This is a genomic window from Actinoplanes sp. NPDC051851 (assembly GCF_040681165.1).
GTDB lineage: Bacteria > Actinomycetota > Actinomycetes > Mycobacteriales > Micromonosporaceae > Actinoplanes.
In genome coordinates this window covers 25,740-51,899 of record NZ_JBFAYF010000063.1, presented here as the reverse complement: position 1 = coordinate 51,899, position 26,160 = coordinate 25,740, and the positions used below count along the sequence as shown (strand labels likewise).

The following is a 26,160-nucleotide window of genomic DNA, read 5'->3' as shown; positions in this document are numbered from 1 at the left end:
CCTCGCTCTCCCGGCTGGTCCACAGGGGTGTCCCGCTTCGCGTGAGACACCCCTGAGCACCAGCCAGAACCCGGACCCGCGTCGCTGTCCGGACCGGGTACGGTCTCGCGGCCGGATCGGGCGGTGACGCGGCCCGTACCCGGGTCAGCCGTTGCGCAGGTCGTTCAGGATGCGCTTGAGGACGGCCGGGGTGCGGTCCGGGGACGTGGCCTCGATGAAGAGGCGGCCGATCGCCGCGGCGTAGTGGTCGACCTCCTCGCGTTTGTCCAGGTAGAGCGCGCTGGTCAGGTGCTCTATGTAGACCACGTCGGCCAGTTCCGCGTGCGGGAAGCGCAGGATCGAGAAGGCGCCGCCCGCCGCCGCGTGGCCGCCGGTCTCGAACGGCATCACCTGCAGACGGACGGTCCGGGAGGACTCGGCGATGTGCAGCAGGCTCTCGACCTGCTCGCGCAGGACCGCCGTACCGCCGATCGGGCGGCGCAGCACGGCCTCGTCGAGCACCGCCCAGACCCGGGGAGCGACCGGCCGGTCGAGCACCTGCTTGCGGGTCATCCGCAGCCGTGCCCGGCGGTCGATCTCCTCGGCCGACGCGTTCTCGTGGCCCAGGCGGATGACCGCCCGGGCGTAGGCGTCCGTCTGCAGCAGCCCCGGCACGAACTGCACCTCGTACGTGCGGATGAGCTCGGCCGCCTGTTCCAGATCGAGATAGTTCTGGAACCACGTGTCGAGGACGTCCGCGTACTCCTGCCACCAGCTGGGTGCGTTCGCCTCCCGGGTGAGGGTGAGTAGTCGTTGCTGTTCGGCCGGGTCGTCGACGCCGTACAGCGCCAGTAGGTCGACGACGTCGCGTTCCTTGAAACTGACCCGGCCCAGTTCCATCCGGCTGATCTTGGACTCGGATGCCCGGATCTGCCATCCGGCCTGGTCGCGGGAGAGTCCCTTGCGCTGCCGGAGGGCACGCAGCTGCATGCCCACCTGCAATCGCCGTACTGTGGAGCCCCCGCTGTCCTGTTCCTCGCCCATGCTTCCTTTCCCCCCAGGGCAAGGCCGCAGCGTCAGGGCTTGCGGCCGACCGCGCAGTACTGAGATATCTCCGGAGCGTCCGCCGCCGTGGCGTCCGGCTTCCACCGGGTCACCGATACGACACCGGGCTCGATGATCTCCAGCCCGTCGAAGAGAGCCGCGATCCGCTCGGGGCTGCGCAGGTGGTACTTCGGGTTCGCCGAGATGTTCCAGATCCGGGTGGCCTCGCGCACCTCGGCGTCGGTGTCGCTGCCGTCGTACATCGCGAAGTAGCTGCCGGACGGCAGGGCGGCCAGGATCGTGTCGATGATCCGCTTGGCCTCCTCGTCGCTCTCCACGTGACCGAGGATGCCCATCAGCATCAGCGCGACCGGCCTACTCAGGTCCAGCGTGTCGGCGGCCTGCTTGAGGATCGCCTCCGGGTCGTAGAGGTCGGCGCTGACATACGCCGTCTTCCCCTCGGGCGTGCTGGTCAGCAGCGCCTCGGCGTACGCCAGCACGAGCGGATCGTTGTCGACGTACACGATCTTGGCGGCCGGGTTGGTCTGCTGCGCGACCTCGTGGGTGTTGTCCGCGGTGGGCAGGCCGGTGCCGATGTCCAGGAACTGGGTTATCCCGGCCGGGCCGGCCAGGTGACGCACCGCGCGAGCGAGGTACTTCCGGCTGAGCCGGGCGTGCTCGGCGAACTGCGGTAGTGATTGCACGATCTGGTCGCCGACCTGACGGTCGACCTCGAAGTTGTCCTTGCCGCCGAGCAGGTAGTTCCAGATCCGGGCGGTCTGGGGAATGTTCGTGTCCACCTTGGGGACGTCTTCCGCCACGCCACATCCTTGTGTTCGTGCGGATCACGAGTCCTCTGTGGATCCGCGCCGGGCAATTGGGCACAGCATACTCACGTCTAGTGGGCGTTGGTGAACGACCGTCATCGAAGTGGGGACCGGCAGGTCACACGGTCGGGGACGACGCGCCGCGAACGGCGTAGGCCTGTTTCGCGCCGCGGACAGCGTGCGCTTCGCGTATGGCGGACGGCGTGTGCTCGTCGCGCTGCGGACGGCGTACGGTCAGAAGCGGCGCAGCAGGTCGGCGTTGCTGGAGGTGGTCCGCAGCTGCCTCAGCAGCTGCGTCATGACCTCGCGCTTGTCGTGACCGGCGAACGCGCGGCGCAGCGCGGCCGCGACCACCCGCTCGGAGGGGCTGAGCAGGAGCTCGTCGTGGCGGGTGCCGGTGGCGGTGAGGTCGACGGCCGGGAAGATCCGGGCCTCGGCGAGCAAGCGGTCGAGTTTGAGCTCGGCGTTGCCGGTGCCCTTGAGCTCCTCGAAGATCAGCGTGTCGAGCGCGGAGCCGTTCTCCACCAGGGCGGTCGCGATGATCGTCAGCGAGCCGCCGCCCTCGATGGCGCGCGCGGCGCCGAGCAGGCGCTTCGGCGGGTACAGCGCGGTGCTGTCCAGGCCGCCGCTCAGCGTGCGCCCCTTACCGGCCGGCGCGATCAGGTTGTAGGCGCGACCGAGACGGGTCAGCGAGTCGAGCAGCACCACCACGTCCTCGCCCTGTTCGGCCAGGCGCTTGGCGCGCTCGATCGCCAGCTCGGCGACCGCGGTGTGCTCCTGCGGCGGACGATCGAAAGTGGCCGCCGCGATCTCCGCCTTGACCGTGCGCTGCATGTCGGTGACCTCTTCGGGCCGTTCGTCGACGAGCACCATGATCAGGTGGCACTCCGGGGCGTTGTGTGCGATCGCGTTCGCCACCTGCTGCAACACCGTGGTCTTGCCGGCCTTGGGCGGTGCCGCGATCAGCGCGCGCTGCCCCTTGCCGATCGGCATGGCCAGGTCGATGAGCCGGGTCAGCAGCTGATCGGAACCGGTCTCCAGCCGCAGGCGTTCCTGCGGGTGCAGCGCGGTGAGCCGGTAGAAGTCGGGCCGCGGTCCGGGCCGGCGGCCGTTGACCGCGGTGACCTGCAGCTGGGCGGGCCTACCCGGCCGGGTGACCCGGGCGAATCCGGTCACCCGGTCGCCGCGCCGCAGGTCGTGGCGGCGGATCTCGGCGATCGAGACCGGGATGTCGGCGCGGCCGGGCAGGTAGCCGTCGGCACGCAGCCAGCCACGGTCGTCGACGATGTCGAGGAGCGCGTCTACGCCGTGGGTCTCCTCCTGGTTTGCAGTGATTTCAGGGCTTTTTTGGGTACGGGTTTGGGTACGGGTGACCGTCATGATGGGACTGCCTTTCGCGATGCTCGTGCTCGCGGCGCGCTGCGGTGTCCGGAGATGCGCGGCTGCTCGCGGCGTGGTGTGGATGGCGGCGCTGGGCCTGCCGTGCGTTCACTCGCCTGAACGGCGTTGTGGGGATCCCGGGCGATGGATGCCACCGGCTTCCGGGTTGAGCCCACCGTAGCACTGTTCCTCGACCACGCCCAGTAGGCTCTGTCTCACACCAGCTGTGGGGAGGTGGCGGGACCATGCCGCTGTTGCGCCGGATGATCGGGTCGGTTCTGCGGCGGGTGCGCCTGCGCCAGGGCCGGACCCTGCGGGACGTGGCCGCCGCGGCCGGGGTCTCGCTGCCCTACCTGTCCGAGGTGGAGCGCGGCACCAAGGAGGTCTCGTCGGAGATCCTCGCCGCGATCTGCCGCGCGCTCGGCCTCTCCCTCGCCGACCTGCTCGACGAGGTGCGCCTGGAGCTGGCCCGGATCCCGCAGGCCGGCCGTCCGGAGGCCGACCGCTCGCCGGTCGCCCGTTCGCAGACCGCCCGTTCACAGGTCGCCCGTTCGCAGGTGGCCCGGCCCGCGCAGTCTCGCATCTCGCGGCCGGTCGCATCTCGCCCGAACGGGCCGACCTGTTCCGTCGGTCGGGGCCCGCGGACCGCCGTTCGATGCGGCCGATTGGGCACATCGGCCCCGTTGCCCGCGTCAGTACGATCATCGCCATGCCAGACCCCGGTGCTCCGCTCGACCACGCTGCCGACCTCGGCGAATCCGTCGGCGACTCGGCCACGCCGCTCGCCGGCGACTCGGTCGTGCCCTTCGCCGGTGACCCGGTCGCACCCGCCTCTGCCGAGGCTCCGAAGCGGCGCCGGCCTCTCTGGGTAAGGCTGCTCGTCGTCCTGGTGCTGATCCCGGTCGTGCTCGGCGCCGGCGTGGCGATCGCCGCCGGGATCTACTACCGGTCGGTCTCCGGCGACGTCGACCGGGTCGACGCGTTCGACAACGTGCCCGAGGCGGACCGCCCGACCAAGGACGCCTCGGCCGGCGACGCGATGAACTTCCTGGTCCTCGGCTCGGACACGCGCAACCCGGAGAACACCAGCGGCTCCCGGAGCGACACGATCATCGTGCTGCACGTCTCCGGCGACAAGAAGGCCGCGCAGATGGTCTCCATCCCCCGCGACACCTGGGTACACGTCCCGAAGTCCGCGGACGGCAAGCACGGCGACACCAACGCCAAGATCAATGCGGCGTACGCGTGGGGCGGCGTGCCGCTGACCGTACAGACCGTCGAGGACTACACCGGCATCCGGATCGACCACGTGGTGATGGTCGACTTCTCCGGCTTCAAGGAGATCATCGACGCTCTCGGCGGCGTCGAGATCACCGTCGACCAGCCGTTCGTCTCGACGCACTCGCTGGCCCCGGGCGGCGTACGCCAGTTCAAGGCCGGCACCCAGACCATGGACGGCGACAAGGCGCTCGACTACGCCCGCGAGCGGTACGCGTTCGCCGACGGCGACTTCGCCCGCATCCAGCACCAGCAGGACGTGATCAAGGCGGTCCTGAACAAGGCGGCGTCCAGCGGCACACTCTCCAGCCCGACCAAACTGAACAAGTTCATCCGCGCCACGGCCGGCGCGGTCAAGGTCGACGACACCCTGAACCTGCTGGGGACCGCCACCGACCTGCGCGGCCTGCGCGGCGGCGACCTGGCGATGTACACCAGTCCGAGCTCGGGTACGGCGATGAAGGGCGACCAGAGCGTGGTGCTCCCGGACACCGCGAAGGCCAAGAAGCTCTTCGACGCCCTCCGCACCGACAACGCCGACGCCGCCGAAACGGTCATGCTCTCCTGACCCGTCGGCCTCGGCCCACCCTCCCCGGTCTCCACCCCGCCTGCCGCCTCCGGTACGCAGCAGGCCAGCGACCAGCGACGAGACCAGACCACGTGAGCGCTGCTCGACGATGCATCAACCGTGATGCATCACCCGCGATGCATCGGCCGTGATGCATCAGCCACGATGCATCACGGCTGATGCATCAACCGTGATGCATCGGCGTTCGGCGGGAAGTGGATCTTCCGGGCTGGTGGTCAGGGGTATCTCAGGCGCTGCGAGACACCCCAGACCGCCAGCTGGGACCGCTTGGCTGGGCCGTATGGGTGTCTCGGGCCCTCCGAGTGACCCGTGAACGCCAGCCGCGCCGGGAAAGCTGGCGCTCACGGGTCACTCCAGTCCGTCGACACACCCCTGAGCGCCAGCCACCAAGATCATCCCCGCAGTTGATCATGAAATGTCGATCGAGCCCGGCCATGCGGGGCCCGCCCCGGCCGGGGGAAACCCCCATCCCTCGCGGAACGGTGGCAGAAAACGGCGATCTTGGCCCGGGGCCTGTGACAAACCCCAGCGGCCTGTCAGGGGAGGATCGTGATGGGGGTGCCGGAGGGGACCTCGGCGAGCAGGGTCTTCTGGGCGGCCTTGGGCATGCGGACGCAGCCGTTGCTGGCGCTCTTGCCGAAGGTGCTGGAGCGGTACCACGCGTGGATGCCCGTGTGGGCCAGCTGGAAGACCTCGGCCATGCTGTCCGGGTCCTCCGGGACCGAGCCGAGCACCAGCGCGTCCAGGCCCGCGTAGACCTCGCCGCTCGTGCCGGTCTGGCCCATCACGTACGTGCGGCCCAGCGGTGTCGGGGTGGCCGCGGTGCCGACGCCGACCGTCCAGGAATCCTTGATCTCGCTGTCGCGCAGCCAGGTCAGCGTGTGCTTGCCGAGGCGGACGACGATCTGGTCGTGCAGCTCCTCGGTGGTGAAGCCGGCGTCGTCCGGGATCCAGCCGATCCGGCGGTTCACCGACGGGACCAGCACGGCGGTCCAGCCGTTCTCCCGGGCCGCGATCGGGACCAGGGTGCGCAGGCCGCTGATCTTCGGGGGCAGGTACGCGCGAGGCTTGCCGCCGGGTGCGTCGTACAGGACCAGGCTCTTCGTCGGGTGCAGGCCCTCGGTCAGCGCCTCGGTCGACGTCTGGTCGGGGTCGGCGGGCAGGCCGCTCGGGCCCTTCGCGTACTTGATGGTCATCAGGCCGTCGGGGGCCGCGGCGGCCTCGAGCGGGTGCACGGCGAAGCTCGCCGGTGCCGAGGGGGTGGCCGAGGCTGCGGGGGAGACCCGGCCGGGCGTGGCGGTCTCCCGCGACTCGTGGCGGCCCACCAGGACGAAGGCGGCGATCAGGGCTGCCACGACGAGGACGGCGGCAGCCCCGAGGAGCACGCGGGTCCGGTTCGGGCCGACGGAGGGGGCGATCGGCATGGGGCCAGGGTAGCCGTACCCGGGAAGGGTCTTAATCGGTGTGGGTGCGGCTCAATCGCGGACGGCGGCGGTCGATCCACCCCTCCACGTCGGTGGTGTGCCAGATGCTCCCCATGGCCAGTGTCGCGGCGGGCGCGGGGAAGTCGTCACGGTGGATGATCGCGGTGGTCCGCTGCCGGCTGATGTGGCCGAGCCGGGCGCGGATCTCGTAGGGGCCCATGACATCGATCGGGGTCGTCATGCGTCCGACTATAGGCGCTACGCTAGTTGCCGGGGAACAAGTCAGCTCGACCGGGTGACGGCACGTGCCAGCCGGCGTACGCCCTCGTCGAGCCGGTCGGCCGGCGCCGCGGCGTAGGTCAGGCGCAGGAAGGCGCCCGGCGGTTCGGCGCCGTGCCATGGGTGGCCGGGGAAGACCACCACCTGCTCGGCGGCCGCGGCGGTCACCACCCGGGACTCGTCCGTGCCGTCGGGGAGACGTACCCAGAGATGAAAGCCGCCGCCGGGCACGCTCGCCGGGACCAGGCCGGGAAGATGCCGCCGCAGGGCGGTGAGCAGCGCGTCCCGGCGTTCGCGGAGGGCGTTGCGCAGCGTACGGCGGTGACGGGGCCAGGCGGGTGAGGTCACGAACTCCAGGGCGGCCTGCTGGAGCGGGCCGGCCACGAAGAAGTCGTCCAGCAGCCGGGCCGCGCGCAGCCTCTGGGCGGCCGGACCGCGGGCGATCAGCGCGGCGACCCGCAGGCCCGGGGCTATCGCCTTGGTCAGCGAGCGCAGGTGCACCACGTGGCCGGACGGGTCGGCGGCGATCAGCGGTGGCGCGGGCTCGCCGTCGATGCCCAGGTCACGGGCGTAGTCGTCCTCCAGCAGGAAGGCGCCGGCGCTCCGGATCGCGGCGAGCACGGCGGGCCGGCGCCCGGCGGCGAGGGTGGCGCCGTGCGGGTTCGCGTACCGCGGCTGGCAGTAGAGGAGCCGGGCACCGGTCCGGTCCAGGGCGGCGGCGAGCAGGTCGGGGCGGACGCCGTCCGCGTCGGCGGGCACCGGGATCACCCGGCGGCCGGCGGACCGGGCGACGGCGAGCGCGCCCAGGTAGGTGGGTGACTCGACGAGCACCGGATCGCCGGGAGCGGTGAGCGCGCGGATCGCGGTGGTCAGCGCGGCCTGCCCGCCCGGGCAGATCACCACGTCGTCGGCGTGCAGTCCGGCACCGGTGTCCCGGGCGAACCAGGCGCGCAGGTCGGCGTTCCCGGCGGCCGGGCCCCGGTCCCAGGCGGCGGGCTGCCGGGCGGCGCGGCCCAGAGCGGCCCCGAGCGCGGTGGTGGGCTGCAGGGCCGGGTCGAGGTAACCGCCGGAGAGCGCGATCGCCCCGGGCGGCGGGACCGCGAGCAGGGCCTGCATCGCGTCCTCGCCCTCGGGGCGGGCGCCGAGCGTGACGGTCTGCCAGGAGTGGTCCGGTGGCCCGGCGCCCGGTCCGGCGGACGGCCCGGCGCCCGGGGCGGTGGCGAAGAGCCCGCGACCCGGGACCGCCTCGATCAGGCCCTCGGCGACCAGCTGGCGGGTGGCCCGGGCCACGGTCGCCGGGGCCACGTGGTGCCGGGCGGTCAGCTGGCGCACCGAGGGCAGCCGGGTGCCGGTCCCGCCGGCCGCCGCCGCCCGAAGATCTTGGATAACACGCTGCATCGCGTTATCGTCATTCATGAGAGGCAAGAGTAACGCTTTCCGGTCTGATCGAGTAACGGGTATCGCCCTCGGCGCGCTGGGAGTGCTCGCGTTCAGTATGTCGCTGCCGGCCACCCGGGTCGCCGTGGCCGACCTGGACCCCTGGTTCGTCGCCTTCGGGCGGGCCGTCGGCGCGGGCCTGCTCGCCGCCGTCTACCTGTGGTTCCGCCGGGCGGCCCGGCCCACCCGGGCGCAGTGGCGGAGCCTGGCGGTGGTCGCCGCCGGGGTGGTGGTCGGCTTTCCGCTCTTCACCTCGCTGGCGCTGACCGTGTCACCGGCCGCGCACGGCGCCGTGGTGATCGCGTTACTCCCCGGGATAACGGCGGTCTTCGCGGTGCTGCGGGCCCACGAGCGGCCCACCCGGCTCTTCTGGATCGCCGCCGCGGCCGGGGCCGTCACGGTCCTGGTGTTCACCGGCGGGCCCACCAACAGCGTGGCGGACGTCTTCTTCCTGGTCGCGGTGGTGCTCTGCGGTCTCGGGTACGCCGAAGGGGCGGTACTGGCCCGCTCGCTGGGCAGCGCGGAGACCATCTGCTGGGCACTGATCCTGGCGTTCCCGGCCACCACGGTGATCACCGTGATCGCGGCGCTCCGCGAGCCGCCGCACGCCGGTCCGGGCGCGTGGCTCGGGTTCGGCTACCTGACCGTGGTCTCGATGTTCCTCGGCTTCTTCGCCTGGTACGCCGGGCTCGCCCGCGGTGGTATCGCCCGGGTCGGCCAGCTGCAGCTCGCCCAGCCGCTGCTCACCCTGCTCTGGTCGGCGCTGCTGCTCGGCGAGCGGGTGACGGCGACGGCGGCGGGGGCGGCGGTACTGGTGCTCGGCTGCGTGGCGCTGGCCCAGCGGCAGCGCGCGACGACACCCGTCAGAGTGAGCCCGCCGCGGGCCGTCGATGCGCCCGTGACCGCGGATCTAGCGTCGTGAGTGTCCTTACGGCGTACCAGAAAGGGTGTGAATCATGGGTTTCCTCCGGACCGTGACGCTGGCCGGTGTGATCCTGGCGGCGCTGCCGGCCGCGCCCGCCCAGGCTGGTGGCACGCGCGGGCCGCAACCCGTCGACAAGTACGTGGTCCCGGCCGTGACCTCGGGAAACGCGGAGTGGGTGAAGACCTGGTGGACCACGCTCACCGACGTCTGTGACGTGCGGGTCACCTTCAGCGCGCCCGGCGTGACCGTCACGTATCCGGAGAACACCGGCACCTACGCGTCCTTCCTGCGCAGCGGCAACCTGGCCCAGCGCGACGTGGACTACATGGGGTTCAAGGTCACCGCGACCGCGGACGCCCCCACCGGGATCGAGCTGACGACCGATCTGGAATACACCAACCAGCCGGACGGGACGCTGCGCCCGGGATCCCCGCAGGAGATGCCGTGCGAGGGCCGTCGCTCGCACCGGACCACGGTGACCCGTCTGCTGGTCCTGCCCACCGCCGCGCCGACCGTCCCGGCCGCGCCGATCCCGCCGGAGCCCGAGGAGCCGTAACTCCTATGGCCGGACTAGGATTGTGATCATGCTGCGCAGGCTGGGTTTTCTCACCATCGGACTGTTCGACGAGGCGGACCCGCGCCGGGGCCACGAATCCACGCTGGAGATCATCGAGCTGGGGGAGCGCCTCGGCTTCGACAGCGCCTGGCTGCGGCACCGCCACCTGCAGTTCGGCATCTCGTCGCCGGTCGCGGTGCTCGCCGCAGCCACGCAGCGGACCTCCCGGATCGAGCTGGGCACCGCGGTGATCCCGCTCGGCTGGGAGAACCCGCTGCGCCTCGCCGAGGACCTGGCCACGGTCGACCTCCTCTCCGGCGGCCGCCTCCACCCCGGCATCAGCGTCGGCCCGCCGATGCACTACGAGCGCGTCAAGGACGCGCTCTATCCGGACACGGCCTCGGCGGAGGACTTCAGCTATGCGCGGGTCGAGCGTCTGCTTGCCTGCGTACGCGGGGAGCCCGTCACCGGTTTCCGGGGCAGCGAGGGCTTCGAGGAGTTCTCCGACCGGGTCCAGCCCCACTCGCCGGGTCTCGCGTCCCGCCTGTGGTACGGCGGCGGCAGTCTGCGCTCCGCCCGCTGGGCCGCCGAGCACGGCATGAACTTCCTGACCAGCAGCGTGGTGAAGGCCGAGGAGTCGGAGGACTTCGCCACGATCCAGCTTTCTCACGTACGGGCGTTCCGCGAGCTCCATCCGGCCGGCCGGATCTCCCAGGGCCTGGTGGTCATCCCGACGGACAGCGCCACGGCCGCGCAGAAGGCCAGATATCTGGCGTACGCCGAGAAGCGCACTCCGCGCACGCTGACGCCCCAGGGCCCGGCGCGGATGATGTTCGCCCCGGACATCGTGGGCTCGTCGGAGGAGATCGCGGAGCGGTTGTCGGCGCACGTGGCGTTCCAGGAGATCGACGAGGTGGCGTTCGCGTTGCCGTTCACCTTCGACCACGACGACTACGTCCAGATCCTCACCGACATGGCCACGACGCTGGGCCCGGCCCTGGGCTGGAAGCCCGCCGCGGCGTAGCGGCCGCGCCGGGGTCTGTCAGCCGCCGCGGAGAGGACGGGCGGTCTCACGGGAGGAGACGGGCCAGGGCTAGCGGGGTGTCCTGGCCGGGCCAGACGCCGGTGAGTGTGTTCGCCATGGCGTCGGAGGGGAACCGGATGATCTCCACGGAGGCGCCGGAACCGCCGGTGCCGTGCAGCTTCATGTCCGGTACGCGGGTGGTCAGGGTGCCGTCGGGGGCGCGGAGTTCCTCCTCGGCCTGCTGGGCGCCGGTGCGGATCGCCGCGGCGATGACGGCCCGCGCGACCGGGTCGCCGGCCGCGTCGTAGACCCAGCGCGGGCCGAGGTACGAGTGCTCGGTGGTGCCGGCCAGCCACTCCTCGCCGCCGGGCAGCGGGGCGCCGCGGTAGGTCAGCGGGGTGTGCAGCACCGGGCCGTCACCCACGCGGACCAGCATGATCTCGATGCCGACCTCGCCGGCCGGGTCGTCGAAGCGGGCCGCGGCGATCCGGGTGACCTCGGGCTCGGCGGGGCCGGTGTACCACTTCTGCGCGGGTAGCCACGTGGTGAGCAGTTCCAGTTTGGTCGGGCGGATCTCCGCCTTGTGCAACAACGCCATGCCGATCACCCTACGGCCCGCTTGAATGATGACGAACGGCACATTTGCATGTCTGTGCCAACATTCCACGGGTCCACAGCCGTCCCATGGTTGTGGACCCCCGATCCCGACCCCCGAGGAAAGCCGGCATGTTGACGAGCAGAGCACTGCGCGCGGTCGTCGCGGGCACGTTGGTGTCGATCATCGCCGGGTGCGCCGCGACCGGTGGTGGAGGAACCCCGGCGCCCTCGCCGAGCGGTGCCGCGTCCTGGCTCGGCCTGGATCCGGTGGTCCCGTCGCCGGTCCCGTCGGCCACCGCCTCCGCCACTCCGGAGGGGATCTCCGCCGCCCTGGCCGCGCTGCCGCCCGCCCTGCGTGCCCGCGTACCGGAGTTCCCGGCGCCGCCCGCGCCGTCGCAGCTGACCCTGCCCAAGGGCGACAGGGCGGGCGCCTTCGCGCGTATCCCGACGACCGAGAAGATCGCGTTCATCACCATCGACGACGGCTGGCAGAAGGACCCGATGGCCCTGAAGCTCTTCCAGGCCGCGAACGTCCCGGTCACGCTCTTCCTCGAGGTGAACGCGATCCAGGACGACCCGGACTACTTCACGCCGCTGCTGGGCGCCGGTGCCACCGTGCAGAACCACACGATCACGCACGCCACGATGACGCATTTGTCGTACGAGGGTCAGAAGCGTGAGATCTGTGGCGGAGCGGACCAGCTGAAGAAGTACTACGGCACCCGCCCGACCCTGTTCCGCCCACCGGGTGGCTCCTACAACACGACGACCCTGCGCGCCGCCCACGACTGCGGCATGAAGGCCGTCTTCACGTGGAAGGAGACCACCGACCACGGCAAGGTCTTCTACCAGCAGCGGCCCCACCTGGTCCAGCCCGGCGACATCATCCTGATGCACTTCCGCCCACGTTTCGTCGACGACTTCCTCGCCGTCCTCAAGGCCATCCACAAGGCCGGCCTCACCCCCGCCCGCCTCGAGGACTACATCCCCGGCACCGAGCCCCCCACGAGCACCGAGCCCCCCACGAGCACCGAGCCACCCGCGAGCACCGAGCCATCCACCAGCAGTGTCCCCGCACCACCACACCTAGGGTGACCATGCACCCGCCGCCCCCGGAGTGGACCGCGCCGCGGCACCCACCGCAACCAGGCAAGGTTTTGGGCGGGGGATGACTTACGCAGGGATCAAGCCTGACCGCCCGGAGTAAGTCATCCCCCGCCCAAAACCGCCCACACAGCGCACCCCTCGAAGCGCCCGGCCCACCCTCCTACAACCCCATGTCCTTTGCGATGATCATCTTCATCACCTCGGACGTACCGCCATAAATCCGGTTGACCCGGTTGTCCGCGTAAAGCCGCGCGATCGGATACTCGTTGATGAAGCCGTACCCGCCGTGCAGCTGGAGGCACCGGTCGATGACCCGGTGCGCGACCTCGGTGCAGAACAGCTTCGCCGAGGCCGCCTCCGCCGGGGTCAGCTCGCCCGCGTCGAGGGCTTCGAGCGCCCGGTCGGCGACCGCCTGCGCCGCGTCCACCTCGGCCTGGCACGCGGCCAGCTCGAACTTGGTGTTCTGGAACGAGGCGACGGACTGGCCGAACACCTTGCGCTCCTGCGTGTACTGCTTGGCGAACTCGACCGCGGCGGCGGCCTGCGCGTACGCCCCGTACGCGATGCCGAGGCGCTCCTGCGGGAGGTTCTGGCCGAGGTACGAGAACCCCTTGTTCTCCTCGCCGAGCAGGTCCTCGACCGGGACGAGGACGTCGGAGAACGCCAGCTCCGCGGTGTCCGACGTCTTCAGGCCGAGCTTGTCGAGCTTGCGGCCGACCGAGTATCCGGGGAGCTTCGTGTCGACGACCAGCAGAGAGATGCCGTACCGGCGGTCGTCCGGCTTGGGCGGGGAGGTGCGGGCGCAGACGATCACCCGGTCGGCGAGGACGCCGCCGGTGATGAAGGTCTTCGCGCCGTTCAGGACGTAGTGCTTCCCGTCCTCGGTGAGCTTGGCGTTGGTGGTCATGCCGGCCAGGTCGGATCCGGTGCCCGGCTCGGTCATCGCGATCGCGAACATCATGTCGCCGCTGACGAACGACGGCAGCCAGCGTTCCTTCTGCTCCTGCGTGGCGAGTTTCAGCAGGTACGGCAGGCAGAGCGCGACGTGCACCCCGGAGCCGCCGAAGCTGACACCGGCGCGGGTGCTCTCCTCGTACTGGATCGCGGCGAACTTGAACGAGTCGATCCCGGCACCGCCGAACTCCTCGGGCACCTCGATGCCGAACAGTCCCAGGTCGGCGAGCTTCTTGTAGAAGTCGCGCGGCACCTCACCGTCGTGCAGCCACTGGTCGTAGTGCGGTACGACCTCGGCCTGCAGGAACTCCCGCAGCGTCTGCCGGAAAGCCTCGTGGTCCTCGTTGAAGATGGTGCGGCGCATGCGAGTTCCCTTTCAGAGACGGCGGCCGCCGTCGACATAGATGGTCTGGCCGGTGATGAACGAAGCGGCGTCGCCGGCCAGGAAGGCGACCACGCGGGCGATGTCCTCCGGTTGCCCGACTCGGCGCAGCGGCGTGATCTCCGCTGCCTTGGCCTGCATATCGGCAGCGGAGAGCCCGACACGAGCAGCCGTCGCGTCCGTCATCTCGGTGGCGATGAAGCCCGGTGCCACCGCATTGACGTTGATGTTGAACGGCCCCAGTTCCATGGCGAGCGTACGGGTGAGCCCCTGGATCCCGGCCTTCGCGGCAGCGTAGTTCGCCTGACCGCGATTGCCCAGTGCCGAGACGCTCGACGTATTGACGATCTTGCCAGACCGTCGCGGCACCATGTGGCGCTGGGCGGCCCGGCTGCAGAGGAACGCGCCGCGCAGGTGCACGTTCATCACGATGTCCCAGTCCGAGGACGACATCTTGTGCAGCAGGTTGTCGCGGAGCACCCCGGCGTTGTTGACCAGCACGTCGACGCCGCCGAGCTCGGCCGCGACCTTGTCGACCGCGGCGTCCACCTGGGCCTCGTCGGCGACGTCGCAGCCCAGCGCGAGCGCGGTGCCGCCCGCAGCCCGGATCCGGCCGACGACGTCCGCGCAGGCCGACTCGTCCAGGTCGAGCACGGCGACGGCGGTACCCTCCGAGGCGAACTGGAGCGCGGTGGCCGCGCCGATCCCGCGTGCGGCGCCGGTGACGATGGCGACCCGACTCATTCGAAACCCCCTGCTAGAAGGCGCTGATCCCGGTCAGCGCTCGGCCGATGAGTAGTTTCTGGATCTGGCTGGTGCCCTCGTAGAGCGTGGTGACCCGGGCGTCGCGCAGGTACTTGCCGACCGGGAACTCGTCGACGTAGCCGTACCCGCCGAAGACCTGGATGGCGTGGTTGGCGGCCTTGACCGCGGTCTCGCTCGCGTAGAGCTTGGCCATCGAGGCGGCCGTGCCGAACGGTTGTCCGCGATCGACCAGGTCGGCGGCGCGCCAGACGAGCAGCCGGGCGGCCTCGGTCTCCACCGCCATGTCCGCGAGCATCTCCTGGACCAGCTGATACGAGGCGATGGGCTTGCTGAACTGGACGCGCTCCCCGGCGTACGCGAGAGATGCCTCTAAGCACCCACGAGCGAGACCGACCGATCCTGCCGCGACCGCGATCCGGCCCTTGTCGAGGGCGCCCATGGCGATCGTGAAGCCGGAGCCTTCGGGGCCGAGTCGCTCGGCGTCGGCGACGCGCACCTCGTCGAAGGTGAGCTCGGCGGTGGCCTGTCCGCGAAGGCCCAGCTTGCCCTTGATCTCTCGCCGGCCGAGGCCGGCGCGGTCGGTGGGCACCAGGAAGGCGGTGACGCCGCGAGGTCCCGGTTTTCCGGTACGGGCGAAGACGAGCGCGACTCCCGCCCACGTCCCGTTGGTGATGAAGATCTTCTCGCCGCTGATCAGCCAGTCCTCGCCGTCGCGGACCGCCCGGGTGACCAGGTTCCCCGCGTCGGAGCCGGTGCCGGGCTCGGTCAGGGCGAAGCAGCCGAGCGTCTCGCCCGCGCACATCGACGGCAGCCAGCGCTGTTTCTGATCATCCGTGCCGTACGCCTGGATGCTCTTGGCGACCAGGCCGAGGGAGACCGAGACGATGCCGCGCACCGAGGTGTCGCCGCGTCCGAGCTCCTCCATCATCAGCGTGTAGGAGAGGAAGTCGCCGCCCGAGCCGCCCAGCTCCTCGGTGATGCCGAGTCCGAGAAAGCCCAGCTCGGCCAGCTTCCCGACGATCTTCGGGTCGACCTGCTCGGCGCGGTCCCACTCGGTGGCGTGCGGGACGACCTCGCGCTCGACCCACTCGCGGGCGAGGTCCCGCAGCTGCTCGTGCTCCTCCGAGAGGGTGAAGTCCACGGCCGGCTCCCCAATTGAACGCTGTCAGGTTTGCAACGCCATGTTAACTTAACAGCGTTAGGCGTCCAAGGACTTCCTCGTTGGGAGATCACATGCCCCGGCCCAGCACGCCCCTCCTGAGTCAGACGGGCATCCGGGCCGCCGCGCTGGAGATCATCGACCGGGACGGGCTCGACGGGCTGAGCATGCGCAAGCTGGCCGCCGCCCTCGGGGTCAGCGCGCCCGCGCTCTACTTCCACTACCCGACCAAGGAACGGCTGCTCGACGACGTCGCCAGCGAGATCATGGAGAAGGTGGACGTGAGCGCCTTCGGCCGGGGCTGGCGCGAGGGGCTGCTCGGCTGGGCGCGCTCCTACCGCGCGGCGCTGGCCGAGCACCCGAACATCGTCCCGTTCCTGGCACACGGCCCCGGCCAGCGGGACGCCTCGCTGCGCCGCGCCGACGCGATCCATGGCGGGCTGGTCGCGGCCGGCTGGTCCCCGCGGGACGCCACGATGATCGGTGCCTCGACGAAATACCTGGTCATCGGCGCCGCGATGGGCTCGTTCTCGCGCGGGTTCGTCGACGACGTGCAGGTCTACCTGGACCGCTACCCGGCCCTCGGCGACGCGCACCGGCTACGGGAACACGCCGACGCGGTGGACCGGGACAGCTTCGAGTTCGCGCTGCTGACGTTCGTCGACGGCCTCGCCATCCGCCTGTCCTCCCCCGCCGGGGCGTCGTGACCCGCGTGGCCGGCCATCCTGGACGTTCTCCAGTCGGTCGCGTGCTACCCGGGGGGTCAGGCCCCGCACTCCGGTCGCGTTGATCCGTGTTCGTGTTCTCGTCAGTCGGCTGGCGTTCAGAGGTGACCCTGCTGGTCGATGCTGGACCGCCCGGGTGGGACGCCGGATCCCGCGGCGAGTGCCCGTCCGAAACGTTCGCCGCCCGCGGATCGTCGATTCCGTCGGCCGGGTTTCGGTCGGCCAGGTTTCGGTCGCGGGCCCGCCGGGCGGCGGTGCCCGCAGGCGGTGGGGCGGGCCGTCCAGGGTGCCTCGGCCGGTCCGGCTGGCGATCCGGGGTGCCTCGGGCCCGTCGGCTGGCGATCCGGGGTGTCTCAGGCGCCCGAGAGACCCCTGAACACCAGCCGCGCCGGAAAAGCTGGCACCCAGAGGTCACTCAAGCCCGCCGACACACCCCAGAACGCCAGCCACCAAGATCATCACCGCAGCTGATCACGAAAAGTCGATCAAACCCGGCCAACCGGGATCCACCCCGACCGGGAACCCCCCCGCCGGAATTGACCAGCGGGGTCAGAGGTGTCTCGGGCCTGCGGACACACCCTTCAGAGCCAGCCGGGGGCCGGTGCGTTTCTTCGGAGCGAGCGGCCGCCGTCGGCTGTGCTCCGGCCATGATCGTGAGCCTGGCCGGCCCACAGTGCCGCCGCTCATCGATCGGTGATCACCCCCAGAGTTCGTCTCGCGGGTCCCCCGGGAGTCAAGCGGGTTCCCCGCGGCCTGGGGGTCAAGCGGGTCCCCTGGGGGTCAAGCGGGTCCCCTGGGGGTCAAGCGGGTCTCCCCCCGGGGTCAAGAGGTCTTGAAACGGGTGATGGAGGACGGGGTCAAGTGGCGGGACAGGGTCTCCAGAGCGGCGAGGACCTCGGGCAGCGCGGTGGGGGAGTCGGGGTCCAAGGCGGCGGCGACGGCGGGGGAGATGTCGGCGGTGGCGACCTTCGTCCGGCGGGGGGTCATGGCGGGGTTGCGGTGCAGGAGCTGGCGGCGGCGGTCGTCGGGGTCGGGGGTGGAGACGATCGAGCTGGCGGAACGGAGGCGGGCTACGGCGTTCGAGACCGCGCTCTGCGGGAGGGCGGTGCGGCGGGCGACCTCGCTGACCGTGGTGCCCTCATTGGCGTAGATGTCGGCCATCACCACGACGACCACACGTTCGCCGCCGGTGGGTCCCTCGTCGGGGGCGGGGAGGGCCTGCTCGCCGATCTTGGTGAGGGTGCGGCCGAGAAGCATCAGTTCAACCGGAGTCACCGCACCAGGTTACATCATTCTTGATGCATCAACAGTGATGCATCACTGTTGATGCATCAAGAATGATGGGTTAGCGTCGGAGGCGTGGACGGACTTGTGGCGGTTGATGGGGCGCGTATCCATTTTCAGGTTGCTGGGGACGGGCCGGTGCTCGTGATCGGGCAGAGCGGCGAAGGGGACGCGGATCGGAGTGTCGATCTCGTGGAGCGGCTGGTGGGGCGGTTCACCGTGGTCACGTGGGATCGGCGAGGGCTGAGCCGGAGCGTTCCGGATGCGGGGGGAACGGGAGGAACGGGGGGAACGGGGGGAACGGGGGGAACGGGGGCGGGCGTTCGGTGGCACCCGGGCGCGGGGGCGAGCGTTCGCCGGCACGCTGCCGACGCGGCGGCCGTGATCAGGCATGTGGCGGCCGGGCCGGTGACCGTTCTCGGACTCAGCATGGGGGCGGCGATCGGGCTGCATCTGCTGGTGGACCATCCGGGAACGGTCGGGACGCTGGTCGCCCACGAGCCGATCGCGCTGGGATTCCTCGCGCCGGAGGTCGAGAAGCGTGCGCGGGGTGAACTCGAGGGAGTACTCGACGTGCATCGGGAGAGCGGGTGGCGCGCGGCGGCGGGGAAGGTCGCGGCGGTGCTGGGGATCGATCCTCGGGCGCAGGAGACCGAGGAAGGGATCACCGCGTTTCCGTTCACGGAGCGACGGGCGGCGAACTTCGAGTACTTCCTGCGGTACGACCTTGCGGCGGTGCTGGAGGACCGGCTGTCGCTGATGGATGTTCCGGCGGGAGCGCGGGTCGGTCGGGCGGGAGCGCGGGTCGGTCCGGCGGGGGCAAGGATCGTTCCGGCGGTCGGGGAGAGCAGTCCGGTGACCGGGTTCGATTATCTCGCGGCGCTGGCGCTCGCCGATCGGGCCGGGGTGGAGGCGGTGCGCTTTCCCGGCGGGCATAACGGGAATCTGACGCATCCGCGTGCCTTTGCGGACCGGCTCGTTGCGGTGCTCGAGAGCAACTGATGCCGAAAAGGAAGGACAAAAGGGAAGGCGAAGCGGGGAAAGAATGGCGGGGAAAGGCGGCGGCGCCGCGGAATCCGTGATCCCGCGACGCCACCGGGTAGGGCGGCCACCGGGGGCGGCCACCGGGTAGGGCGGCCACCGGGGGCGGCCACCGGGTAGGGCGGCCGCTTGAGAGGGGCGGAGGGCGGCCAGAGAAGAACGGGGGTCGCGTGAAGAGGGGAGTGGCGGACTGTCAGTCGGCGTATCGGAGGCCGTGGCCGAAACGGAAGGTCGGGGCGGCGGTGTCGAACGGGACGTCGGGGCGGCTGGCCTCGACGGCGGCCATCGAGGACGGGATGTCGAACGGGAGGTTGCCCTGGGGCGAGGCCGTACCGAAGAGGATCTGGAGGAAAGCGGCCGGGGAAGCGCCGAAGTTGGCGATCAGCGAAGCGGCTGAGTCGGCGAAGCCGGCGAGGATCGCCGGGCGGTCCAGGTAGATGTCGATCACCGTGGGGACCGTGGCGCAGATGGTGCGGATCCGGGCGATCTCCGACGCCGGGAAGTCGAGGGAACCGGCCCGGAAGAACGACTCGATGTCCATTCCGGAACCGCGCGGTTCGAAGGGGGCGCTCAGCCGGAGCACGGCGACGTCGGCCTCCGCCGGCGTGGCGACCAGCTCGGCGTTGCCGTCGACGTCGGTCAGGCCCTCGGCGTAGACCTTCAGGCCGGGAGCCAGCGGGAGGCGGGCCGGACCGGTCGGCGCGTTGATCAGCAGGGTGTGCGCGGCGGCCTGGGCGGCGATGCCCTCGGCGCGGGCGGCCGGGGTGCCGACGACGATCTCGGCCCGGGCCTCGTCGGCGTACGGGTTCTCGAAGAGCCCGAGGCGGAACTTCTCCCGCAGCAGGCGCCGCACCGACGCGTCCAGGCGGGACTCGGCGACGGTGCCGTTCTTGACCAGCGTGACGAGGACGTCCGTGCTGGTCTCGCCGCCGAACTGGTCGACGCCCGCGTGCAGGGACTTGATCATCCGCTGCTCGTAGGTGAGGTCCTCGACGCCCCAGCAGGTGCGGGTGAGGATGCCCCAGTCGGTGCAGACGATGCCGTCGTAGCCGAGCTGCTCGCGGAGCAGGCCGGTGATGATCTCGCGGTTGAAGCCGAAGCCGACCTCCTCGACGCCGTCCAGGCCGACCGGCATCCCGTAGTACGGCATCAGCTGCGCGACCCCGGCCGCGATCGCCGCCCGGAACGGCTCCAGGTGCAGGTCGAACCTGCCGCCGGGGTAGACCTGCTCACGACCGTACGCGAAATGCGGGTCCTCGCCGTCCTTCTGCGGTCCGCCGCCGGGGAAGTGCTTGGCCATCACCGAGACCGATTCCGGTCCGACGCCGCCGGCGCCCTGCAGTCCGCGGATGTAGGCGACGCCGAGCCGGGTGGACAGATCGGCGTCCTCGCCGAAGGTGGCGCTCTGCCGGGCCCAGCGCGGCTCGGTGGCCAGGTCGATCTGCGGGTGCAGCGCGCCCCGGATGCCGACCGCGAGGTATTCGCGCCGGGTCAGGTCGGCGAAGCGCTCCACCAGGTCCTCGTCGCCGATCGCGGCGAGGCCGAGCATCTCCGGGAACTGGGCGAACGGGCCGGCGAGCATCGCGGTGGCCGGGTTGTCGGTGAAGTGGTGCCGCGGGTCGGTGGAGATGCTCACCGGGATGCCGAGCGGGTGCCTGCGGGCCTCGTCCTGCAGCGTGTTGTGCCAGGCGGCGATCTCCCGGGCGCTCGGCGCGAAGAGGATGTTGAAGTGGGTGATCCGCCGGTCGAGCATCTCGCGCATCGACGGGGTGTCCATGAAGCCGGTCGCGTCGAGGTCGCCGATGGTCGCCATCTGCTGGAACATCAGTCCGGCCTTGTCCTCCAGCGCCATCCGGCTCAGCAGGTCCTCGACCCGCTGGTCGATCGGGAGGGTGGCGTCCTGGTAGGGGTGCATCAGGAGGATCCTTTCAACGTACGGTCTTGATGGGCCAGACGGCGAAGCCGCCCAGGATCATGAGGACGATGGCGATCGGGAAGAGCGAGCCGTAGCCCGTCGCGACGACGATCGCGCCGGCCACGCCGGGGGCGAAGACCTGCGGCAGGGTGGCCGCGATGTTGATGACGCCGAGGTCCTTGGCGGCGTCCTCCTGGGCCGGGAGCACCTCGCTGACCAGGGCGGTGTCGACCGAGCCGAAGAGGCCGAAGCCGAAGCCGTTGAGCATCGAGAAGATCACCATGCCGGTGAGGGTGGGCATCAGCCACGGGATCAGCAGGGCCACGCCGCAGATGATCGAGGCGAGGTAGATCAGCGGCTTGCGGCGCTTGAGCCGGTCGGAGAGCGGGCCGCCGAGCAGGGTGGCGATCAGCGTCGGGATCAGCGAGGCGCCGCCGAGGACCGCGACCTTGTTCACCGCGTCGTCGCCGAGGCCGATGTACTCCTGCAGGATGTAGAGCTGGTAGTTGCTGACCATGAAGTAGCCCAGGTACAGCAGGAGCCGCCCGATGAAGGCCCAGCCGAAGTCGGGGTGCTTGCGCGGGTTGAAGTAGAAGGTCCGCAGCAGGGCGCCGAGGTCGAACGGGCGGCGCTCGTCGGCGCGGTTGTCCCGGTCCGGGCTGATCACCACGAAGAGCGTGAAGGTGACCAGGGCGAGGCCGGCGAAGAGGACGTAACCGCCGCCGATGTCGTCGGCGAAGGCGGCGCCGATCAGCTGGCCGCCGATCGCGCCGAGCATCATCGCGAAGCCGGCGACCGCGGAGAACATGCCGCGGACGGCGGGCGGCACCCGGTCCGGCATGATCGCGCTCAGCGGGCCCTGGCAGAAGTTGTAGGCGATCTGCACGATCACCCAGCCGATGCCGATCTGCACCAGGGTGTTCGCGGCGGCCATCCCGATCAGGCCGAGGCCGCCGACCAGGGCGCCGCCGACGATCCACGGGGCGCGGCGGCCGTACTTGGAGCGGGTGCGGTCGGAGACGGTGCCGAGGGGCTGGGCGATCATCGCGGCGAGGGCGCCGATCGTGTAGACGATCGCGAGGTTTCCTGCCTTGTTGTCCGGATCGATCCCTTCGACCTGCAGAGCCAGGAGGATCGAGGGGATGGCGCCCCAGAGCAGGAACATGCTCACATTGGCAGGGAAGAGGCTCAGGAGCAGCTTGCGGTGGGATGCGGGTGCTTCTATCGGCGACTCTGTTGTGGTCATCGAGAGTCCTTAGGTTTCGAGCTGGTTACGAATTTCCCCGTGGGGAAAAACTAGGTGTGACCTGGCACGCAGGTCAAGAGGTTCGGGGTGGCTGGTTTCCCCGGCGGGAAATAAGATCCGGCGGGTGCAGCCCACTTCACGCCGCCGTGGTCGCCCGCCACGGCTCAGCCGCGAGCGCATCGTCGCCGTGGCCCGGGCCATGGACCCGGAGACCCTGACCATGCAGGCCGTCGCCGCCGAGCTCGGCGTCGACCGCAAGGCGCTCAACTACCACGTCGCCGACCGCGAGGGCCTGCTCGAGCTGGTCGCCTTCGATGTGATCCAGGGCGAGATGGCCCGTCGGGAGACGGCGGAGGTCACCGACTGGCGCGAGGCCACCCGGGCCTTCGCGACGGCCAACCGGGAGGGCCTGCTCAAGACCGGGACCCTTTTCGAGTACGTCCGGATGCCGGCCGCCGAGGGCCTGGCAGCCCTGGCGCCGGCGGAGCGTTACGCGCGTACCCTGCTCGCCGCCGGGTTCACCGAGGAGCAGGCGTGCCGCGCGATCGCCATGCTCGGTGAGATCGTCTTCGTCTCGGCCCGCGACGCGATTCTGGCCGGGAAGTACCGCGGGCACCCGCAGGTGACCGAGATGCGGAGGATGTTCGCCGAGGCGGCGCCCGATCAATTGCCGACGATGCGGCGCCTGATCGAGCTGCGGGACGAGTCACCGGAGCGGCAATTTCAGTTCGATGTGGACATATTCATCGCGGGCCTGGAGAGCCTGCTCGGGTAACTTCCGCGAAATATGTCTTCGTCTATGCGAAAGGTCGAATATCACGTCCTGGTCACGACGTCATCGACCGTAGTGACTTCCATGCGGATCGATCGGAAGATCCCGGGAGAGCGCCCGGGAAACCCCTCTGGGCGCCATTCTCCCGGAGGACCCGTACGTGAGACGACAATCCACATGGGGCTGTCGTACCCTCACCTCGGTCGTGGCGCTCGGCGTGGTGGCCGGCGTGGCGACGTTGAGTGGTTCGGCACCGGCCGTGGCCGATCCGAGCGCGGCGCTCGCCGCCAGCCCAGGCACCGCACCGACCACCGAGGACGTCGATCCCAAGGGGTCGCCGGTGGAGACCCTCGGCTCGCATGACGCGGGCCTGCTCGCCGAGGCCGAGGCGGCGGACAAGACCAGCGTCACCGTCATCATCGCCACCGCCGACGGGAAGGCCGACGACGTCGCGGCCCAGGTCGAGAGCCTCGGCGGCAGCATCGCCCGCCGGTTCGACCAGGTCGGGTACGTGCTGGCCACGGTGCCCACCGGTAAGGTGCTGAACACCGCGAAGCTGAGCGGCGTCAAGGCCATCGACCTGGACGAGACGATCCAGATCGACGAGCCGGACCTGACCGCGGACACCACCGCCGCGTACCAGGGTGGCGGGGTCGCGAGCGGGCCGGGCGCGAGCACGCCGGCCGACAACCCGTACATGCCGACCGCCGAGACCGGGTCGGTGGACTTCAAGAAGAAGCACCCCACCTGGGACGGCCGCGGCGTCACCATCGGCATCATGGACACCGGTGTCGACCTGGCGCACCCCTCGCTCCAGAAGACCACCACCGGCGAGCGGAAGATCACCGACTGGGTGACCGCCACCGACCCGCTGACCGAGGGTGACGGCTCCTGGCGGGCCATGCTCACCGCGGTCACCGGCCCCACCTTCACGTACGCCGGATCCACCTGGACCGCGCCGGCCGGCTCGTGGCGGATCAACCGCTTCAGCGAGTCGATCACGGCGGCCGACGACGCCGCCGGCGACGTCAACCGGGACGGCGACACCACCGACGTCTGGGGCGTGCTCTACGACCCGGTCAGCCACGACATCCGGGTCGACGTCAACCAGAACAAGGACTTCACCGACGACGCCGTGATGCGGCCGTACAACGAGAAGTACGACGTCGGCTACTTCGGCACCGACAACCCGAACACCGAGGTCGTCGAGCGGATGCCGTTCGTGGTCGAGTACCGCGAGGACGTCGACCTGACCCCGGCCGGGCTGCCCGGCCAGGTCACCGACTTCGTCAACATCGGCATCCCGGAGGGCCTGCACGCCACCCACGTGGCCGGCATCGCCGCCGGTAACGACCTGCTGGGCAACAGGAACCTGGACGGCCAGGCCCCGGGCGCGACGATCGTCTCGGCGCGGGCCTGCTCGTGGGGCGGCGGCTGCACCGCGGCCGCGCTGACCACCGGCATGGTCGACCTGGTGGTGAACCGGCACGTCGACATCGTGAACATGTCGATCGGCGGCCTGCCCGCGCTCAACGACGGCAACAACGCCCGCGCGGTCCTCTACGACACGCTGATCAACGACTACGGCGTGCAGATGTTCATCTCGGCCGGCAACTCCGGCTCCGGCGTGAACACCATCGGCGACCCGTCGGTGGCCACCTCCGTGGTGAGCGTGGCGGCCAGCATCTCCAAGGAGACCTGGCTCGCCAACTACGGCTCGGTGACCCGCAAGTCGCTGCAGCTCTTCAACTTCTCGTCGCGGGGCCCGCGCGAGGACGGCGGCTTCAAGCCGAACATCGCGGCGCCCGGCTCGGCCATCTCCGCGACGCCCACCTGGGAGGTCGTCGAGGGCCTGGACACCGTCGGCTACACGCTGCCGGTCGGGTACGCGATGGAGAACGGCACGTCGATGGCGGCCCCGCAGGCCACCGGCGCGGCCACGCTGCTGCTCTCGGCGGCGAAGCAGAGCCGGATCACGGTCACCCCGGCCCAGCTGCGCCGGGCGATCTACACGACCGCGAACCCGATCGCGGGCGAGGGGGCGTACGAGCAGGGCTACGGCCAGTTCGACGTGCCCGCCTCGTGGTCGCTGCTGAACAAGGTCGGCACGCCGCGGACCTACACGTCGTCGGCCGCGGTCTGCACGCCGCTCGACGACTACCTGGCCACCCCGGGCGTCGGCACCGGCATCTACAACCGGTGCGCGGCGGCCGACGGCGGCTACACGGCGGGGCAGACCAAGACGGTCACCGTCGAGCTGACCCGGACCAGCGGGCCGAACAAGACGATCGAGCACAGACTCGGCTGGCTCGGCGACCACGGCGCGTTCTCGTCGGCCGGATCGGTCGGGCTGCCGCTGAACAAGGCGGTCGCCGTCAAGGTCAAGGTGCGGGCGGGTACCGGCGTCACGAGCGCCATCCTCACCGTCGACGACCCGAAGACCCCGGCGATCGACTTCGAGGTGCTCAACACGGTCGTCACCGGGGACGCGCTGAGCAGCCCGTCGTACACGAAGAGCTGGTCGGGGAAGGTCGACCGGAACTCCACCACGTCGTTCTTCCTGACCGTGCCGGAGGGGGCGGCGGCGCTGCAGGTCGACCTGACCGGCATCGCGAGCGGCTCGCAGACCCGGTGGATCGCGATCAACCCGTACGGCGTCCCGGTCGAGCCGACCTCCAGCCCGTACTGCTACACGAACTACTCGGACGCGTCGGTCTGCAAGCCGGAGGAGCGGTCGTACGAGGAACCGCTCCCGGGCGTCTGGGAGTTCGAGGTCGAGTCGCGGCGCACCTCGCCGGTCCTGTCGAACCCGTTCACGCTCACCGCGAAGCTGCAGGGCGTCACGGTGGACCCGGAGACGGTGACCCTGGACAGCGTGCAGGCCGGGGTGGCCACCCCGGTGACCTGGACGGTGACCAACGACTACGGCCCGCTGACCGTGTCGGCCCTGGGCGGTTCGCTGGGCAGCTCGCTGAGCCAGCGCCCGTCGATCGCCGAGGGCGGCGTGCAGTACTTCACGGTCGTGGTGCCCGAGGGCGCCGAGAAGCTGGACGTGTCGATCGGCAACCCCAGCGACGTCGGCGCCGACCTGGACCTCTACGTCTACGACGAGAACGGGGTGCAGGTCGGGTACGAGGCGGACGGCGACGCGGAGGAGTCGGTCTCGATCGACGCCCCCGCCGCCGGTGAGTACACGGTGGAGGTCGACGGGTACGCGGTGCCCGCCGGCACGACCGAGTACGACTACCTCGACGTCTACTACAGCGCGGCGCTCGGCACGGTCGCGGTGCCGGCCACCCCGGTCGTGCTGGCCGCCGGGGCGAGCACCACGATCACCGGCACGGTCACCGCGGCCTCGGTACCGCCGGCCGGCCGGAGCCTCTTCGGCGAGGTGCAGTTCGTGACGGACGAGGGCGCGGTCGTCGGCCGCGGCTCGGTCTCGATCGGCGCCGTCACGGAGTAGGCAGGCGA

General features: G+C 70.7%; 22 protein-coding genes and 1 pseudogene. 10 read left to right on the top strand and 13 right to left on the bottom strand.

Going from position 1 to position 26,160, the window contains the following annotated elements; genetic code table 11:
* Window positions 1-144 precede the first annotated feature (144 nt).
* The 3 genes from AB0M08_RS38950 to rho form a co-directional block, all read right to left on the bottom strand.
* A complete protein-coding gene (locus tag AB0M08_RS38950) occupies window positions 145-1,023 on the bottom strand; it encodes a helix-turn-helix transcriptional regulator (protein ID WP_364504951.1) in 879 nt (292 codons plus the stop codon).
* Window positions 1,024-1,055: 32 nt separating this feature from the next.
* Entirely contained in the window at window positions 1,056-1,844 is a 789-nt protein-coding gene (locus AB0M08_RS38945; RefSeq protein ID WP_364504949.1) for an SAM-dependent methyltransferase, read from the bottom strand.
* Between the two features lie 240 nt (window positions 1,845-2,084).
* Window positions 2,085-3,230: a transcription termination factor Rho gene (gene rho / locus AB0M08_RS38940; protein WP_364504947.1), complete on the bottom strand. Its 1,146-nt coding sequence runs from the start codon at window positions 3,228-3,230 to the stop codon at window positions 2,085-2,087.
* A gap of 245 nt (window positions 3,231-3,475) precedes the next feature.
* Between rho and AB0M08_RS38935 the strand changes: the two are divergent.
* Window positions 3,476-3,706, top strand: a pseudogene (locus tag AB0M08_RS38935) (helix-turn-helix transcriptional regulator); the annotation flags it as partial.
* Window positions 3,707-3,939: 233 nt separating this feature from the next.
* On the top strand, window positions 3,940-5,076 hold the full coding sequence (locus tag AB0M08_RS38930; protein ID WP_364504945.1) for an LCP family protein: 1,137 nt from the start codon (window positions 3,940-3,942) through the stop codon (window positions 5,074-5,076).
* Window positions 5,077-5,633: 557 nt separating this feature from the next.
* Here AB0M08_RS38930 and AB0M08_RS38925 read toward each other — a convergent pair.
* From AB0M08_RS38925 to AB0M08_RS38915, 3 genes are read right to left on the bottom strand one after another with little or no spacing between them, the layout of a single operon-like run.
* Complete coding sequence (locus tag AB0M08_RS38925) at window positions 5,634-6,521, bottom strand: L,D-transpeptidase (protein ID WP_364504943.1); 888 nt, start codon at window positions 6,519-6,521, stop codon at window positions 5,634-5,636.
* Window positions 6,522-6,552: 31 nt separating this feature from the next.
* Window positions 6,553-6,762, bottom strand: a complete 210-nt coding sequence (locus AB0M08_RS38920; protein ID WP_364504941.1) for a DNA-binding protein — start codon at window positions 6,760-6,762, stop codon at window positions 6,553-6,555.
* Between the two features lie 41 nt (window positions 6,763-6,803).
* Window positions 6,804-8,216, bottom strand: coding sequence for a PLP-dependent aminotransferase family protein (locus tag AB0M08_RS38915; RefSeq protein WP_364504939.1), 1,413 nt, complete (start codon window positions 8,214-8,216; stop codon window positions 6,804-6,806).
* On the opposite strand from AB0M08_RS38915, the gene AB0M08_RS38910 reads away from it, so the two are divergent.
* Genes AB0M08_RS38910 through AB0M08_RS38900 form a run of 3 tightly spaced genes read left to right on the top strand, consistent with a single transcriptional unit; the run spans window position 8,215 to window position 10,742 of the window.
* Window positions 8,215-9,159, top strand: coding sequence for a DMT family transporter (locus AB0M08_RS38910; RefSeq protein ID WP_364504937.1), 945 nt, complete (start codon window positions 8,215-8,217; stop codon window positions 9,157-9,159). The two genes, AB0M08_RS38915 and AB0M08_RS38910, sit on opposite strands and share 2 nt — an antisense overlap.
* A 34-nt stretch (window positions 9,160-9,193) precedes the next feature.
* Entirely contained in the window at window positions 9,194-9,718 is a 525-nt protein-coding gene (locus AB0M08_RS38905) for a hypothetical protein (RefSeq protein ID WP_364504935.1), read from the top strand.
* Between the two features lie 28 nt (window positions 9,719-9,746).
* Window positions 9,747-10,742 (top strand): LLM class flavin-dependent oxidoreductase, encoded by a 996-nt coding sequence (locus AB0M08_RS38900; protein WP_364504933.1) that lies wholly within the window; start codon window positions 9,747-9,749, stop codon window positions 10,740-10,742.
* 46 nt (window positions 10,743-10,788) lie between these two features.
* Here AB0M08_RS38900 and AB0M08_RS38895 read toward each other — a convergent pair whose 3' ends face one another.
* Complete coding sequence (locus tag AB0M08_RS38895; protein WP_364504931.1) at window positions 10,789-11,340, bottom strand: hypothetical protein; 552 nt, start codon at window positions 11,338-11,340, stop codon at window positions 10,789-10,791.
* 128 nt (window positions 11,341-11,468) lie between these two features.
* Here AB0M08_RS38895 and AB0M08_RS38890 point away from each other — a divergent pair, with 128 nt between their 5' ends.
* Window positions 11,469-12,434, top strand: coding sequence for a polysaccharide deacetylase family protein (locus tag AB0M08_RS38890; protein ID WP_364504929.1), 966 nt, complete (start codon window positions 11,469-11,471; stop codon window positions 12,432-12,434).
* Between the two features lie 172 nt (window positions 12,435-12,606).
* On the opposite strand, the gene AB0M08_RS38885 is transcribed toward AB0M08_RS38890, so the two are convergent.
* From AB0M08_RS38885 to AB0M08_RS38875, 3 genes are read right to left on the bottom strand one after another with little or no spacing between them, the layout of a single operon-like run.
* Window positions 12,607-13,764 carry an acyl-CoA dehydrogenase family protein gene (locus AB0M08_RS38885; protein ID WP_364504927.1) on the bottom strand — a complete coding sequence of 386 codons (1,158 nt, stop codon included), beginning with the start codon at window positions 13,762-13,764 and terminating at the stop codon, window positions 12,607-12,609.
* Between the two features lie 12 nt (window positions 13,765-13,776).
* The gene (gene fabG / locus AB0M08_RS38880) at window positions 13,777-14,526 is read right to left on the bottom strand and encodes a 3-oxoacyl-ACP reductase FabG (RefSeq protein ID WP_364504925.1); all 750 of its coding nucleotides are present in this window, start codon (window positions 14,524-14,526) and stop codon (window positions 13,777-13,779) included.
* Window positions 14,527-14,539: 13 nt separating this feature from the next.
* Window positions 14,540-15,688, bottom strand: a complete 1,149-nt coding sequence (locus AB0M08_RS38875; protein WP_364504923.1) for an acyl-CoA dehydrogenase family protein — start codon at window positions 15,686-15,688, stop codon at window positions 14,540-14,542.
* 92 nt (window positions 15,689-15,780) lie between these two features.
* Between AB0M08_RS38875 and AB0M08_RS38870 the strand changes: the two genes are divergently transcribed.
* Window positions 15,781-16,413 carry a TetR family transcriptional regulator gene (locus tag AB0M08_RS38870; RefSeq protein ID WP_364504921.1) on the top strand — a complete coding sequence of 211 codons (633 nt, stop codon included), beginning with the start codon at window positions 15,781-15,783 and terminating at the stop codon, window positions 16,411-16,413.
* 840 nt (window positions 16,414-17,253) lie between these two features.
* Here AB0M08_RS38870 and AB0M08_RS38865 read toward each other — a convergent pair.
* Entirely contained in the window at window positions 17,254-17,706 is a 453-nt protein-coding gene (locus AB0M08_RS38865) for a helix-turn-helix domain-containing protein (RefSeq protein WP_364504919.1), read from the bottom strand.
* A gap of 84 nt (window positions 17,707-17,790) precedes the next feature.
* On the opposite strand from AB0M08_RS38865, the gene AB0M08_RS38860 reads away from it, so the two are divergent.
* A complete protein-coding gene (locus AB0M08_RS38860) occupies window positions 17,791-18,717 on the top strand; it encodes an alpha/beta hydrolase (protein ID WP_364504917.1) in 927 nt (308 codons plus the stop codon).
* Between the two features lie 232 nt (window positions 18,718-18,949).
* On the opposite strand, the gene AB0M08_RS38855 is transcribed toward AB0M08_RS38860, so the two are convergent.
* Window positions 18,950-20,671 (bottom strand): glycoside hydrolase family 3 N-terminal domain-containing protein, encoded by a 1,722-nt coding sequence (locus AB0M08_RS38855; protein ID WP_364504915.1) that lies wholly within the window; start codon window positions 20,669-20,671, stop codon window positions 18,950-18,952.
* Between the two features lie 13 nt (window positions 20,672-20,684).
* Entirely contained in the window at window positions 20,685-21,917 is a 1,233-nt protein-coding gene (locus AB0M08_RS38850) for an MFS transporter (protein ID WP_364504913.1), read from the bottom strand.
* Between the two features lie 124 nt (window positions 21,918-22,041).
* On the opposite strand from AB0M08_RS38850, the gene AB0M08_RS38845 reads away from it, so the two are divergent.
* Both AB0M08_RS38845 and AB0M08_RS38840 read left to right on the top strand, forming a co-directional pair.
* A complete protein-coding gene (locus tag AB0M08_RS38845) occupies window positions 22,042-22,692 on the top strand; it encodes a TetR/AcrR family transcriptional regulator C-terminal domain-containing protein (protein WP_364504911.1) in 651 nt (216 codons plus the stop codon).
* Window positions 22,693-22,849: 157 nt separating this feature from the next.
* Window positions 22,850-26,152: a S8 family serine peptidase gene (locus AB0M08_RS38840; RefSeq protein WP_364504909.1), complete on the top strand. Its 3,303-nt coding sequence runs from the start codon at window positions 22,850-22,852 to the stop codon at window positions 26,150-26,152.
* Window positions 26,153-26,160 lie beyond the last annotated feature (8 nt).